At 60.6% G+C, this 14,169-nt stretch carries 12 protein-coding genes; 4 read left to right on the top strand and 8 right to left on the bottom strand.

Translation table 11 applies throughout. The features are described 5' to 3' along the window. Positions 1–1,152 (top strand): acyl-CoA dehydrogenase family protein, encoded by a 1,152-nt coding sequence (locus PSH88_RS14420; RefSeq protein ID WP_305426908.1) that lies wholly within the window; start codon positions 1–3, stop codon positions 1,150–1,152. Positions 1,153–1,272: 120 nt separating this feature from the next. Here the strand turns inward: PSH88_RS14420 and PSH88_RS14415 are convergent, their stop codons facing one another. The 7 genes from PSH88_RS14415 to pssA form a co-directional block, all read right to left on the bottom strand. Next, positions 1,273–2,046, bottom strand: a complete 774-nt coding sequence (locus tag PSH88_RS14415; protein WP_305426994.1) for an enoyl-CoA hydratase — start codon at positions 2,044–2,046, stop codon at positions 1,273–1,275. Between the two features lie 30 nt (positions 2,047–2,076). After that, the gene (locus tag PSH88_RS14410; protein WP_305426907.1) at positions 2,077–3,204 is read right to left on the bottom strand and encodes an acyl-CoA dehydrogenase; all 1,128 of its coding nucleotides are present in this window, start codon (positions 3,202–3,204) and stop codon (positions 2,077–2,079) included. 165 nt (positions 3,205–3,369) lie between these two features. Next, complete coding sequence (locus tag PSH88_RS14405) at positions 3,370–4,563, bottom strand: acetyl-CoA C-acyltransferase (protein WP_305426906.1); 1,194 nt, start codon at positions 4,561–4,563, stop codon at positions 3,370–3,372. A gap of 12 nt (positions 4,564–4,575) precedes the next feature. Further along, entirely contained in the window at positions 4,576–5,337 is a 762-nt protein-coding gene (locus tag PSH88_RS14400) for an SDR family NAD(P)-dependent oxidoreductase (protein WP_305426905.1), read from the bottom strand. Between the two features lie 16 nt (positions 5,338–5,353). Further along, the gene (locus PSH88_RS14395) at positions 5,354–7,018 is read right to left on the bottom strand and encodes an AMP-binding protein (RefSeq protein WP_305426904.1); all 1,665 of its coding nucleotides are present in this window, start codon (positions 7,016–7,018) and stop codon (positions 5,354–5,356) included. A 273-nt stretch (positions 7,019–7,291) separates the two neighbouring features. Beyond that, entirely contained in the window at positions 7,292–8,308 is a 1,017-nt protein-coding gene (locus PSH88_RS14390; RefSeq protein ID WP_305426903.1) for an AraC family transcriptional regulator, read from the bottom strand. Positions 8,309–8,578: 270 nt separating this feature from the next. Continuing rightward, positions 8,579–9,922, bottom strand: a complete 1,344-nt coding sequence (pssA, locus tag PSH88_RS14385) for a CDP-diacylglycerol--serine O-phosphatidyltransferase (protein WP_305483557.1) — start codon at positions 9,920–9,922, stop codon at positions 8,579–8,581. Positions 9,923–10,137: 215 nt separating this feature from the next. Here pssA and PSH88_RS14380 point away from each other — a divergent pair, with 215 nt between their 5' ends. Both PSH88_RS14380 and PSH88_RS14375 read left to right on the top strand, forming a co-directional pair. Beyond that, positions 10,138–10,701: a TetR/AcrR family transcriptional regulator gene (locus PSH88_RS14380; RefSeq protein ID WP_305426902.1), complete on the top strand. Its 564-nt coding sequence runs from the start codon at positions 10,138–10,140 to the stop codon at positions 10,699–10,701. A 56-nt stretch (positions 10,702–10,757) separates the two neighbouring features. Beyond that, positions 10,758–11,234, top strand: coding sequence for a nuclear transport factor 2 family protein (locus PSH88_RS14375; protein ID WP_183681829.1), 477 nt, complete (start codon positions 10,758–10,760; stop codon positions 11,232–11,234). Positions 11,235–11,354: 120 nt separating this feature from the next. On the opposite strand, the gene sfnG is transcribed toward PSH88_RS14375, so the two are convergent. Next, positions 11,355–12,449: a dimethylsulfone monooxygenase SfnG gene (gene sfnG, locus PSH88_RS14370; RefSeq protein ID WP_370694689.1), complete on the bottom strand. Its 1,095-nt coding sequence runs from the start codon at positions 12,447–12,449 to the stop codon at positions 11,355–11,357. 335 nt (positions 12,450–12,784) lie between these two features. On the opposite strand from sfnG, the gene PSH88_RS14365 reads away from it, so the two are divergent. After that, the gene (locus PSH88_RS14365) at positions 12,785–14,023 is read left to right on the top strand and encodes an acyl-CoA dehydrogenase family protein (RefSeq protein ID WP_305426900.1); all 1,239 of its coding nucleotides are present in this window, start codon (positions 12,785–12,787) and stop codon (positions 14,021–14,023) included. Positions 14,024–14,169: the final 146 nt, after the last annotated feature.

Genomic DNA, 14,169 nt, shown 5'->3' with positions numbered 1-14,169 from the left:
ATGCACGATATCGAATTGAGCGAAGAACAAGTGATGATCCGCGACATGGCCCGGGATTTTGCCCGCGGCGAAATCGCGCCCCATGCACAGGCCTGGGAAAAGGCCGGCTGGATCGATGACGGTCTGGTGGCGAAGATGGGCGAGCTGGGCCTGCTGGGCATGGTGGTGCCCGAGGAATGGGGCGGCACTTATGTCGACTACGTTGCCTACGCCTTGGCGGTGGAAGAGATTTCTGCCGGTGATGGCGCCACCGGTGCGCTGATGAGCATCCACAATTCCGTGGGCTGCGGGCCGGTGCTCAACTACGGCACCGAAGAACAAAAGCAGGAATGGTTGCCGGACCTCGCCAGCGGCCAGGCCATCGGCTGCTTCTGCCTCACTGAACCGCAAGCCGGTTCCGAAGCCCACAACTTGCGCACCCGCGCCGAACTGCGTGACGGCCAGTGGGTGATCAACGGCGCCAAGCAATTCGTCAGCAACGGCAAAAGGGCGAAACTGGCCATTGTCTTCGCCGTGACCGATCCGGAGCTGGGTAAACGCGGCATCTCAGCGTTCCTGGTGCCAACCGAAACAGCGGGTTTCATCGTCGACCGCAGCGAACACAAGATGGGTATTCGCGCTTCCGATACCTGCGCCGTCACCCTGAACAATTGCACCGTTCCCGAGGCCAATCTGCTGGGCGAACGCGGCAAAGGCCTGGCCATCGCCCTCTCCAACCTCGAAGGCGGCCGTATCGGCATCGCCGCGCAAGCCCTGGGCATCGCCCGTGCGGCGTTCGAAGCAGCGCTGGCTTACGCGCGGGATCGGGTGCAGTTCGACAAGCCGATTATCGAACACCAAAGCATCGCCAATATGCTGGCCGACATGCACACCCGCTTGAACGCCGCGCGCTTGCTGATCCTGCATGCCGCGCGCTTGCGCAGTGCTGGCAAACCGTGTCTGTCCGAGGCCTCACAGGCCAAGCTGTTTGCCTCGGAAATGGCCGAGAAGGTCTGCTCGTCGGCGATACAGGTTCATGGCGGGTATGGGTATCTGGAGGACTACCCGGTGGAGCGTTACTACCGGGATGCGCGGATCACGCAGATTTATGAAGGGTCGAGCGAGATACAGCGGATGGTGATTGCCAGGGAACTTAAGCACTACCTGGTCTAAATGATCGTTCCCACGCTCTGCGTGGGAATGCATCCTGTGACGCTCTGCGTCACGTTTGCGAAGGGACGCGGAGCGTCCCGGGCGGCATTCCCACGCAGAGCGTGGGAACGATCGGTGCAGTTACTTATCCTGGAACTCGGCCTCACGCTTGGCAATAAACGCCGCCATCCCTTCCTTCTGATCCTGCGTGGCAAACGCCGCATGGAACACCCGGCGCTCAAAGCGCACGCCTTCCGACAGGCTGACTTCAAAGGCGCGATTGACGCTTTCCTTGACCATCATCGCAATCGGCAGCGATTTCTTGGCAATCAGCGCCGCGACGTTCAGCGCTTCCTCCAGTAGCTCATCCGCCGGCACGATCCGCGCGACAATCCCGCAACGCTCGGCTTCCACCGCATCGATTAAACGCCCGCTCAGGCACATTTCCATGGCCTTGGCCTTGCCTACGGCGCGGGTCAGGCGCTGGGTGCCGCCCATGCCTGGCAGCACACCGAGGTTGATTTCCGGCTGACCAAATTTTGCGTTGTCGCCGGCCAGAATGAAGTCGCACATCAGCGCCAGCTCACAGCCACCGCCCAAGGCGAAACCGTTGACTGCGGCAATGATCGGCTTGCGGCGGTTGGCCACGCGATCGCTGTCGCTGAACAGGTCATCGAGGTAGATCTGCGGATACGTCAGCTCGGCCATTTCCTTGATGTCGGCACCGGCGGCGAAGGCTTTTTTCGAGCCGGTCAGCACGATGCAACCGATGTTCGAATCGGCTTCCAGGCCATCGAGGGCGTGGTTCAGTTCGCTGACAATCTGTGCATTCAACGCGTTCAGCGCTTGCGGGCGGTTCAGGGTAATCAGGCCGACGCGGCCGTGGGTTTCCAGCAAAATCGTTTCGTAGTTCAGCTCTTTATTGCTCACAGACGGGACTCCTTCTCAAAGATTGCGCGAAATGACCATGCGCTGAATATCGCTGGTGCCTTCATAGATCTGACACACCCGCACGTCGCGGTAGATCCGCTCCAGCGGGAAGTCGTTCAGGTAACCGTAACCGCCCAGGGTTTGCAACGCCGAGGAACAGACCTTCTCGGCCATTTCCGAAGCAAACAACTTGGCCATGGACGCTTCCACCAGCGCCGGTTTGCCGCTGTCGCGCAACGCCGCCGCGTAATGCACCATCTGCCGGGCGACGGCGATCTGGGTTGCCATGTCCGCCAGCCGGAAAGCTACCGCCTGGTGTTCGATGATCGGCTTGCCGAAGCTCTCGCGTTCACGGGCGTAGTCACGGGCCGCTTCGAACGCGGCGCGGGCCATGCCCACCGATTGCGAGGCGATGCCGACACGGCCGCCTTCGAGGTTGGCCAGGGCGATCTTGTAGCCTTCGCCCTCCTCGCCCAGTCGATTGGCCACCGGGACTTTCACATCCTCGAAGAGGATCTGGCAGGTGTCGGAGGCGTGCTGACCGAGTTTGTCTTCGACTCGCGCGACTTTATAGCCCGGCGAATCGGTGGGCACGATCAGCGCGGTGATCCCGCGTTTGCCGGCACTCGGGTCAGTCACCGCAAACACAATCACCACCCCGGCATTTTGCCCGGAAGTGATGAACTGCTTGCAGCCGTTGAGCACGTAGTGATCGCCTTCCAGCCGGGCACGGGTTTTCAGGCTGCTGGCGTCGGAGCCGGCTTGCGGTTCGGTCAGGGCAAACGCACCGAGCATCGCGCCACTGGCGAGTGGCTTGAGGAAGCGTTCTTTCTGATCGTCGTTGCCGAACTTGAGGATTGGCACGCAACCCACCGAGTTGTGCACGCTCATGATGGTCGAGCAGGCGCCATCGCCGGCAGCGATTTCTTCCAGCGCCATGGCGTAGGCCAGGTAACCGGTGTCGCAACCGCCCCACTGCTCCGGCACCAGCATGCCAAAGAAGCCCAGATCGGCCATTTCGCCGATGGCTTCCTTGGGGAAGCGATGTTCACGGTCCCATTCGGCGGCGAACGGTTTCAGCCGTTCCTGGGCAAACTGCCGGGCCGCGTCGCTGATCTGAAGTTGTTCGTCATTGGGAATCATGCCAAGTCCTTAAAATTTTGCCTTCGTACAAAATGCCTGTCAGTTGAAACACTGGACCTGTGGGAGCGGGCTTGCCCGCGATGGCGGTTTTCCAGACACCAACGATGTCGTCTGACAGATCGCTATCGCGGGCAAGCCCGCTCCCACAGGGATTGGCGTCAGCCCTTAATACAGGCATTCCACAGCCATGGCCGTGGCTTCGCCGCCACCGATGCAGATCGCCGCAACGCCGCGTTTCAGGCCTTTCTGGCGCAGGGCCGAGAGCAGGGTCACGAGGATCCGCGCGCCAGACGCACCAATCGGGTGGCCCAGGGCGCAGGCACCGCCGTGGACGTTGATCTTCTCGTGGGGGATTTCCAGTTTGGTCATGGTCACCAGACTCACCACCGCGAAGGCTTCGTTGACTTCGAACAACTCGACTTCGTCCAGGGACCAGCCGGTTTTCTTCATCAGCTTCTTGATCGCGCCCACCGGTGCCACCGGGAACAGCCCCGGCGTGTCGGCAAATGCAGCGTGACCATGAATCACTGCCAGCGGTTTCAGGCCTTGTTTCTCGGCTTCGGAACGGCGCATCAACACCAGTGCCGCCGCGCCGTCGGAGATCGAACTGGAGTTGGCCGCCGTCACGGTGCCGCCCTCGCGGAACGCCGGTTTCAGCGAGGCGATCTTGTCCAGTTTGGCTTTCGGCGGCTGTTCGTCGTGGCTGATCAGCACCTGCTCTTTGCCGACCATCACCTGCACGGGCACGATCTCGGCGTTGAAGCTGCCGTCCTTGATCGCCTGTTGAGCGCGGGTGGTCGAAGCAATGGCAAAGGCGTCCTGAGCTTCGCGGGTGAAGCCGTTGGTTTCGGCGCAATCCTCGGCAAAGGTGCCCATCAGGCGGCCCTTGTCGTAGGCGTCTTCCAGGCCATCGAGGAACATGTGATCGAGCACCCGGCCATGACCCATGCGGTAACCGCTGCGGGCGCGGTCCAGCAGGTACGGCGCGTTGGACATGCTTTCCATGCCGCCGGCGACCACCACCTCGGCACTGCCGGCGATCAGCATGTCGTGGGCCAGGATCGTGGCCTCCATGCCCGAGCCGCACATCTTGTTCAGCGTTGTGCAACGGGTCGATTTATCCAGCCCGGCGCCCAGTGCCGCTTGCCGCGCCGGGGCCTGGCCGAGGCCGGCGGGGAGTACGCAGCCGAACAGCACTTCTTCTACGGATTCAGGAGCAATGCCGGCGCGTTCGACGGCAGCCCGAATCGCCGCGGCGCCCAGCTGCGGCGCGGTCAGGCTTTTCAATTCGCCCTGGAAACCGCCCATCGGGGTGCGGACAGCGCTGACAATAACAATCGGATCGTTGGAAAGTGTCATGTCTAATCCTCCTTATTTCGCGGCCATGCGCAGGGCACCGTCGAGACGGATCACCTCGCCGTTGAGCATGCTGTTTTCCATGATATGCCTGACCAGCGCGGCGTACTCGCTCGGCTTGCCCAGGCGCGGCGGAAACGGCACGCCAGCGGCCAAGGACTCGCGCACTTCCGGGGTCATGCCGGCCATCATCGGTGTTTCGAATATGCCCGGTGCGATGGTCATCACGCGGATGCCGAAGCGCGCCAGTTCACGGGCGGCGGGCAAGGTCAGGCTGGCGATCGCGCCTTTCGACGCCGAATATGCGGCCTGGCCGATCTGGCCGTCGAAGGCCGCGACCGAGGCGGTGTTGATGATCACGCCACGCTCGCCATCTTCGTTGGCTTCGGTTTCGGCAATCGCCGCCGCCGCCAGGCGCAACATGTTGAAGCTGCCGATCAGGTTGACGTTGATCACCTGGCTGAAACTGTCCAGTGCATGAGGGCCGTTCTTGCCGAGGATCTTTTCGCCACGGACGATGCCGGCGCAATTGACCAGACCATTGAGGCCGCCAAACGCTTTGACCGTCGCCTGCACCGCCGCTTCCGCAGCTGTTTCATTACTGATATCCGCTACCACGCTTTGCGCGCCGAGACGTGCAGCCTGGGCCGCGACGGCTTCGGCGTTCATGTCCACCAGCATCACCTTGGCGCCGGCAGCCACCAGCATTTCAGCGGTGGCGGCACCGAGGCCGGATGCACCGCCGGTGACGAGAAAAACCTTGTTTTCGATCTGCATCATTGTTTCCTTGGATTCAAGCTGAAACGTTCTTCGCGGCGGCCTCTTGAGCCTTGGCGATTTCCTGGTTGCGCAAGATAAAGCGCTGCAATTTGCCGCTTGGGGTTTTCGGCAACTCGCTGACAAATTCGATTTCACGGGGGTACGAATGCGCCGCCAGACGCTTGCGCACGTGTTGGCGCAGTTCTTCGGCGAGTGCAGGTTCGGCGCGGTATTGCGGGCTGAGCACAACGAAGGCTTTCACCAGTTCGGTGCGCTCCGGATCGGGTTTGCCGATGACGGCGGCTTCGACCACTGCCGGGTGTTCGATCAGCGCGCTTTCCACGTCGAACGGGCCGACGCGGTAGCCAGAGGTGGTGATCACGTCGTCGCTACGGCCGACGAAGCTGATGCTGCCGTCCGGGTTCCACTCGACGGTGTCGCCGCTCAGGTAATAGTTGCCAACGAAGGCCTTGGTCGGTGCACCTTCGTAGCCGCCGAACCAGCACATCGGCGACTGGGTACGGTCGATAGCCAGAATGCCTGGCTGGCCGACGCCCAGTTCTTTGTATTCGTCGTCGAGCACCACGATGCGGTGGCCCGGCGAGGCAAAACCGGCAGCGCCGACGTGCACCGGATGATCGAGGCCGTGGTGATTGCACAAAACCATGCCCAGTTCGGTCTGGCCGTAGTGGTCGTGGATCACCACGCCAAGGTTATCGGCGAACCAGCGGATCACTTCCGGGTTCAGCGGCTCGCCGGCGCTGCTGACAATGCGCAGCTTGCCCTTGATCGAACGGGCGAATTCATCGCCACCGGCAATCAGCAAACGGTAGGCGGTCGGTGAGCCGGTGAGGTTGGTAATCCCGTATTTGTTGATCACCCGGCAGGTGCTTTCGAGGGTGAACGGACCATCGTAAAAGGTGATCGGATGCCCCATCGCCATCGGCCCGGTGACACCGAAATAGATGCCGTAGGCCCAGCCCGGATCGGCGACGTTCCAGAACGCGTCTTCAGGGCGTAAATCCACCGCGTCACGGGTGTAACTCTGGAATGCAACGATCGCCTTGAGCGGCACCGACAGCGCTTTCGACGGGCCGGTGGTGCCCGAGGTGAACATCAGCAGGAACGGGTCTTCGCCGCTCAGCAATACCGGTTCGCAGACGCTGGAGTAGTTGGCCAGTTCGGCCCAGAAACTGAAATCACCCCGAACAATGCCTTGGCCTTTCGGGCCGCCGACGGTGACGATGGTCGGGCAGTCGGCCACTTCAGCGAGTTTCGGGCGATTGACCGCGTCGGTGACCACCACTTTGGCGCCGGAGCTGTTGAGGCGATGTTCGATGGCTTTCGGGCCGAAGGCGGTAAACAGCGGCTGATAGACCGCGCCGATGCGCCAGGTGGCAAACACGGTGATCAGTAATTCGATGTTGCGTGGCAAGAGGCCGGCGACTTTATCGCCCTTCTTCACGCCCTGGGCCAGCAGAAAATTGGCAAATCGCGCGGCTTTGTCCTGCAAGTCGCTGAAGGTGTAGGTCGCGCTGGCGCCGTCGCGGCCTTCCCAGAACAGCGCGATGCGCCCCGGCAAGGCATGCCGGTCGCAACACTCGACACAGGCGTTGAGGGCGCTCAACGACCCTGTGAGCGCGGCATCGACGGTGTGCTGATAATTGAACTGTGACGTGGCAGACAAGTAATCGCGCATTGCCAGAATCCCTGTGTATTTTTATTAGGTTGGGGAACCGTAAATAACAGGGAAATACTCGCTCTGCGCGGGAAGCGGGACAATGGTCAAAGCTATCAAGTTGTGTGACTGGTTTGGCCAAGGTTCAAGGGATGCGTCGCCTGGGCGGACGCCATCGCGGGCAAGCCCGCTCCCACAGGTTTTGCGGTGTGTACGACATTTATGGTCACCGCATATCACTGTGGGAGCGGGCTTGCCCGCGATGGCGCCAGATCAGGCACCACACAATCCAGATCAGTCGGCCTCGTTAAGAATCAAACTCCGATAATGCCCCGGATTTGACCCCGACCACTTGCGAAACGCCTTGTAGAACGAACTCGCATCGGCAAACCCCAACCGGGCGGCGATTTCGGCGAAGCTGATGGCCGGCTCAGCCAGCCAGACGATGGCCAGTTCCTTGCGCACGCTGTCCTTGAGCCCCTGATACGTCTGGCCTTCTTCGGCCAGGCGTCGACGCAGGGTCGAGGCCGACATGCACAGTCGCTGCGCCAGCGCCTCGGTTTCTGGCCAGTGCTCGGCGGGCAGTTGCCGCAGATCGTGTTTGATCCGACTGGCCAGGCTTTCAGGATCGCGATACTTGACCAGAATGTTCGCCGGCGCATGAGCCAGGAATCGTTTGAGCTCTTCAGGGCTGCGCTTGATCGGCAAATCCAGGCAATCGGCCGAGAAAATCATCCGCGTGCGTGGCCGGTCGAACCGCAGGTTCTCGGAGAACATCACCCGGTAGTCATCACAAAAATCCGGCGCCGGGCAGCGCAGCTCGATGGCCAGGATCGGAATTCGCCGCCCCGCCAGCCAACAGGCCACGCCGTGCACGATCATCCAGTAAGTGAAGTAGGTAAAGGCGCGGCGCGGGTCTTCGTCGTCTTCGAGCAGGACGATTTCCGCCAGGCTTTGCTGACGAACCAGTTGCGCGGGCATGCGCTCAAGCATCAACGACAAAAAACTCAGGCCCGAAGTCAGCCCGGCGGCCAGACTCGGCTGAACCATCGAGCAACGACAGAGAAACTCGAGACTGCCGGACTTGAGCTTGCGCGGGTCCATGCCAAAAAACTCATCGTCGCCGCGCCGGGCCAGCAAGCGCCACAACCGCGCATACGCGGTAGCCGGAACTCGGGCGTCGGTGGTTTCCAGCAACGCCGGATCGATGCCGACCTTGTCCAACACCTCTTCGGTGGCAGCGCCCGGGGCGCAACTTTGCAACAGCGCTTCACGCACCAGTTGAATGGAGATGGTGTCTTTTTCCGACATTGACCGTGGCGAGCCTTGTTCTTGTTTGAGTCGTGAGCATATTAGCGCAGCGATCAGCCCGGCGCAGATCCTGTGGGAGCGGACTTGTCTGCGAAAGCGGTGGGTCAGCTGACTGATGTATCGAATGTGATGCCGTCATCGCGGACAAGCCCGCTCCCACAGTGGTTGGTGATGTTCACAAAATCTGTGTCCGCATCAAATCCCAGTGGGAGCGGGCTTGCCCGCGATGACAATCTCACCGGCAACGCACCTACCCCGCCGTACTAATCCCTACAATATCCGATACAACAACCGCTCGATCCGTACCCGACTCACACGCTTGAGAAACTTGGCCACTCCCGCCGGGTAATCCGGCAGCGTTTCCAGATCCTGATACCGCTCGATGCGGCTGGTGTGCTGGAAAATTTCCACCAGCTCATTGCCACGGGGCTCCAGCAATTCACCTTTCGGATCATCGATCAGCAACGCGTTCTCCAGATCAAGACGAAACGCCCGTGGATTGAGGTTGTTGCCGGTCAGCAAGGTGTAGCGCTGATCGATCCACATGCCCTTGAGGTGATAGGTGTTGTCGCCATCCTTCCACAAATGCAGGTTCAACTTGCCACTGTCGATGTTGCGCTGATGCCGCTTGGCGAAGCGCCGCAGGCTGATCTCGTAAAGGTATGGCAACGCCGCGATTACCTTGAACGGCTCGCTGGGCGGAATGTAGAAGTCGTTGGCAGTCTTGTCGCCGACGATGATGTCGATCTTCACGCCACGGGCCAGTGCCCGATTGATTTCCCGGGTCACCGCCAGCGGCAGGTTGAAGTACGGCGTGCAGATAGTCAGTTGATGCCGCGCGCTGGCGATCAGCTCGCAGATCACCCGACTCAACGGGTTGTTCTTGCCCACACCGAGCAAAGGACAAACCGATAAACCGTCCTTCGCCGTGCTGCCAGCCGTGGTGTCATATGCCGCGTGCTTGAGGCGGCTGCGCAAGTCGCCGATGTCGTGGCGCAGGCTGCGGGTGGTCGGCAGGTTCGGCAGGTCGAGGCGATGCACTGCTTTGGAAGTGATCAGGCCGTGCTGAACCAAGTGATGCATCGAATCGGCCAGCGCCTGGTTCTGCAGCAGGTGATAACGGTCGAAGCGGTATTTATCGAATTTGTGCAGGTAAACGTTATTCAGGCTCGCGCCGCTGTAGAGCACGCAGTCGTCGATCACGAAGCCCTTCAAATGCAGCACGCCGAACAGCTCGCGGGTCTGCACCGGCACGCCGTACACTGGCACAACGCTTTCATGGGTGCGGGTCGTTTCCTGATACCAGGCCGAGTTGCCCGGCTGCTTGCCGGCGCCGATCAAACCGCGCTGGGCACGCAGCCAGTCCACGACCACCACAACATCCAGTTCCGGACGCGCCAGTTTGGCGGCGTGCAGGGCATCGAGGATTTCCTGCCCGGCCTCATCCTGTTGCAGGTACAGCGCGACAATGTAGATGCGCCGGGTGGCCTGAGCGATTTGCTCCAGCAGGCAGCGACGGAACTCGGCAGCGCCAGAGAGGATGGTGACGGCATCGGCGGTCAGCGGAAAACTGCGCAGTTTAGGCAGCAGAGAGCGTTTGAAAAGCGACGGCATAGGGCTCGCAAAAGGGTCGAATCCGAAGAACCCGAGAGCTTACACCATGGATGGGTTTGGGTCTTGTGGCTGTCCGTTCTGGCCCCATCGCGGGCAAGCCCGCTCCCACAAGAACAGCGCTGTACCTGTGGGAGCGGGCTTGCCCGCGATGGCAATTTCATAGACAAGAAAATATCTGCTTGACCAAGGAGAACGATCATTCTACTGTTAGCCGCATGAACGAAATCACTAGCAACGACACACGCAACATCATTCTGGATGTCACCGAAAAGTTGATCTACAAAAGTGGCATCGCTGCCACTGGCATGGATCTTCTGGTGAAAACCGCCGGTGTTTCCAGAAAAAGTATTTACCGCTACTTCGCCAACAAGGAGGAGCTTGTCGTCGCGGCCCTGCAACGCCGCGATGTGCGCTGGATGAACTGGTATCGAAGCGAAGTCGGCAAAGCGCAAACCCCGGCCGACCGGCTGCTCAACCTGTTTACCGTGCTCAAGACCTGGTTCGCCTCCGAAGGCTTCCGCGGCTGCGCATTCATCAACACCAGCGGCGAAACCGGCGATGCACAAGACCCGGTTCGCCTGGTGGCCAAAGACCACAAACAGCAGCTGCTCGACTACGTGCGCGAGCTCTGTACCGAACATGGCGCACAAGACCCGGAGACGCTGGCCAAACAGCTGCTGATCCTGATCGACGGTGCCATTACCGTAGCGCTTGTGATGGGTGATCACAGTGCCGCCGATAATGCGCAATGCATGGCGCGAAAGTTATTGGACCTGTAACACTTTTAACAAGCCCGACAACTTGCTTGAACGTTAATTTGATAGGGAGACTTAATATGTCTACTGCCGAAGTTCGTCCGCCATTGCCGCCGTTTACCCGTGAATCGGCCATCGAAAAAGTTCGCCTGGCCGAAGACGGCTGGAACTCACGCGACCCGGAACGGGTGTCCTTGGCCTACACCCTGGACACCCAGTGGCGTAACCGTGCCGAGTTCGCCCATAACCGCGAAGAAGCCAAAAGCTTTCTGACCCGCAAATGGGCCAAGGAACTGGACTACCGGCTGATCAAGGAACTCTGGGCCCATGGCGATAACCGCATCGCCGTGCGTTACGCCTACGAATGGCATGACGACTCGGGTAACTGGTTCCGTTCCTACGGTAACGAGAACTGGGAGTTTGACGAGAACGGCCTGATGTTCAATCGTTACGCCTGCATCAACGACATGCCGATCAAGGAAAGCGACCGCAAGTTCCACTGGCCGTTGGGCCGCCGGCCGGATGATCACCCGGGCTTGTCTGATCTGGGCCTGTAACTTCACCAAGATCCATGTGGGAGCGGGCTTGCCCGCGATGGCGATGTCACAGACAACTTATTTGTTGAATGTGAAACCGTTATCGCGGGCAAGCCCGGCTCCCGCAGGTTTTTTTGGTGTTCAGGCGACCGCGGCTTGCGGCGTTGCAGGCGCTTTGGCCTCCAGCTCCCGCACCAACGGCAACACCCGCTTGCCGAAATACTCCACCTCTTCCTGAAAGTGCAGAAAACCCGCCAGCACCAAATCCACGCCCACCGCTTTCAACGCGACGATCCGCTCGGCGATCTGCTGCGGTGTGCCGATCAAATTGGTCTTGAAGCCGTCGTTGTACTGCACCAGATCTTCAAAGGTCGATTTGGCCCAGTTGCCCTCGCCCTCGGGTGACGCCCTGCCCGCTTGCTTCGCTGCATCGCCAAAAGCGTTCACAGCGTCCGGGTCGGCCTGATCGATGATCTGCGCCAACACCGCCCGCGCCTCTTCTTCGGTGTCACGCGCGATGACAAACGCATTCACCCCGATTTTCACCGAATGATTATTCGCGGCCGCTTTCGTGCGGATGTCGTCGACCTGGGCCTTGATGCCTTCGGGGGTGTTGCCGTTGGTGAAGTACCAGTCCGAGACCCGCGCCGCCATGTCCCGCGCTGCCCGGGAACTCCCGCCCTGGAAGACTTCTGGCTGGCCCAGCGGCTTGGGTTTGAGGCTGTAATTGTCGAAGCGGTAGAAGTCGCCGCGAAAGGTGAAGGTGTCCTGGGTCCAGATGCCCTTCAATGCGCGAATGAATTCTTCGGAGCGGCGATAACGCTCATCGTGCTCCAGCCAGTGTTCACCGATGGCCTGAAACTCGCCCTTGAACCAACCACTGACAATGTTCACCGCCACCCGGCCGTTGGTGAGTTGATCGATGGTTGCCAGTTGTTTGGCCGCCAGCGCCGGCTGCCATGGCCCCGGCAGAATCGCGGCGATGACTTTCAATTTACTGGTAGCGGCCAACAGCGCATGGCTGAAGGCAACGGATTCATGCTGGAACTCGGCGCCATAACCGGCGGTGAAGCGAATCTGGGTCAGGGCATATTCAAACCCCGCCTCTTCGGCCAGTTGCGCCAGTGTGCGGTTGTAATCGATGCCCCAGTGGGTGCGTTGCTCGATCTTGCTGACCACCAGCCCACCGCTGACGTTCGGTACCCAGTAGGCAAATTTGACGGCTTGCTGACTCATTGGCATGTCCTCGGGTTTTCAGGGAAGTCCTGAGGTCAGAGCAGCAAACGTGCCAGCTGATTTCTTGAGACGAGAGAGAACTGTGGCGAGGGAGCTTGCTCCCGCTTGAGTGCGCAGCGCTCACAAATATTTTGGGGCCGCTGCGCAGCCCTGCGGGAGCAAGCTCCCTCGCCACAGGTATGCGATGTGCTCAAGCAATTTGCTGATGCACTGTTGGCACAGCAACAATTCAGGCACGCCCAAATCCACAACATCCAATAAACCATGGTCGGCGAGCTTCGGCATGGACCGTGCAATCCCCTATGGCACTCACTGCCGTTCCAAGGAGCTGTCCCATGACCGAACATCAAGTAATCAACCCGCTGTCCACCGGTACTGACTATGAAGCGTTGGCCGCACGTTTTCGGCCGATCTTCCAGCGCATCGCCGCCGGTGCCGTTGAGCGCGAACAAAGCCGCAGTCTGCCGTACGAACCGATTCAATGGCTCAAGGACGCTGGCTTCGGCGCGGTGCGGGTGCCGGTTGAATACGGCGGTGGCGGCGCGTCTCTGCCACAGCTGCTCGAATTGCTGATCGAACTGGCCGAAGCCGATTCCAACGTGCCCCAGGCCTTGCGCGGGCATTTCGCCTTTGCCGAGGATCGTTTGAACGCGGCACCGGGGCCGGCTCGGGATGTCTGGTTCAAGCGCTTCGTGGAGGGCGATATCGTCGGTTGCGCCTGGACCGAGATCGGCAGCGTGGCGATCGGTGATGTGATCACCAAGGTCTCGCCCGACGGCGATCGGTGGCGGCTCAACGGTGAGAAGTTCTACAGCACCGGCAGCATTTTCTCGGACTGGATCGACGTCTATGCCCAGCGCAGCGATACCGGCGGCGATGTGATCGCTGCCGTCCGCACACGCCAACCGGGAATTGTGCAGAGCGATGACTGGGACGGTTTCGGCCAGCGCACCACGGGCAGCGGCACTTCGCGGTTTAACGAGGCTGAAGTGGACGCCGAGAACATCATCGACTTCGCCACCCGCTTCAAATACCAGACGGCGTTCTATCAATTGGTGCTGTTGGCAACCCTGGCCGGGATTGGCCGCGCCGCGTTGCGTGATGTGGCGCATCAGGTACGCGAGCGTAAACGCATCTATAGCCATGGCAATGCGCAGCGGGTCAGCGAGGATTCGCAAGTGCAGCAGGTTGTCGGTGAAGTGGCGGCGTGGGTGTATGCCGCCGAAGCCAGTGCCTTGAAAGCGGCGAAACCGGCGCAACGGGCTTATCTGGCGCGGTTCTCGGGAGATGAAGCGCTGGAGCGCGCGGTGAATGTGGCGGCGGAGATTGAGTCGGCCAAGGCTCAGGTGGTGGTTTCGGAATTGACCCAGCGGGCGACCACGGCGCTGTTCAATGCCCTGGGCGCTTCGGATGTGCGCGAAGGCAAATCGCTGGATCGGCATTGGCGCAATGCCCGGACCGTGTCATCGCACAATCCGGTGATCTACAAGGCGCGGATTGTTGGGGACTGGGCGATTAACGGGACCGAACCGCCGTTTGTGTGGCAGATCGGTAATGGGCCATCCACACGGTAATGATCGTTCCCACGTTCCGCGTGGGAATGCATCCCGTGACGCTCCGCGTCACATCCCAAGCGGACGCGGAGCGTCCATGGCGGCATTCCCACGCAAAGCGTGGGAACGATCGGCTGTAACAGGATAACTTTATGGGTAAGATACCG

It is taken from the genome of Pseudomonas wuhanensis, assembly GCF_030687395.1.
In the GTDB taxonomy this organism is placed as follows: Bacteria; Pseudomonadota; Gammaproteobacteria; order Pseudomonadales; family Pseudomonadaceae; genus Aquipseudomonas; species Aquipseudomonas wuhanensis.
The sequence above is the reverse complement of the archived record's forward strand: the minus strand, read 5'-3'. Positions and strand labels throughout refer to the sequence as shown.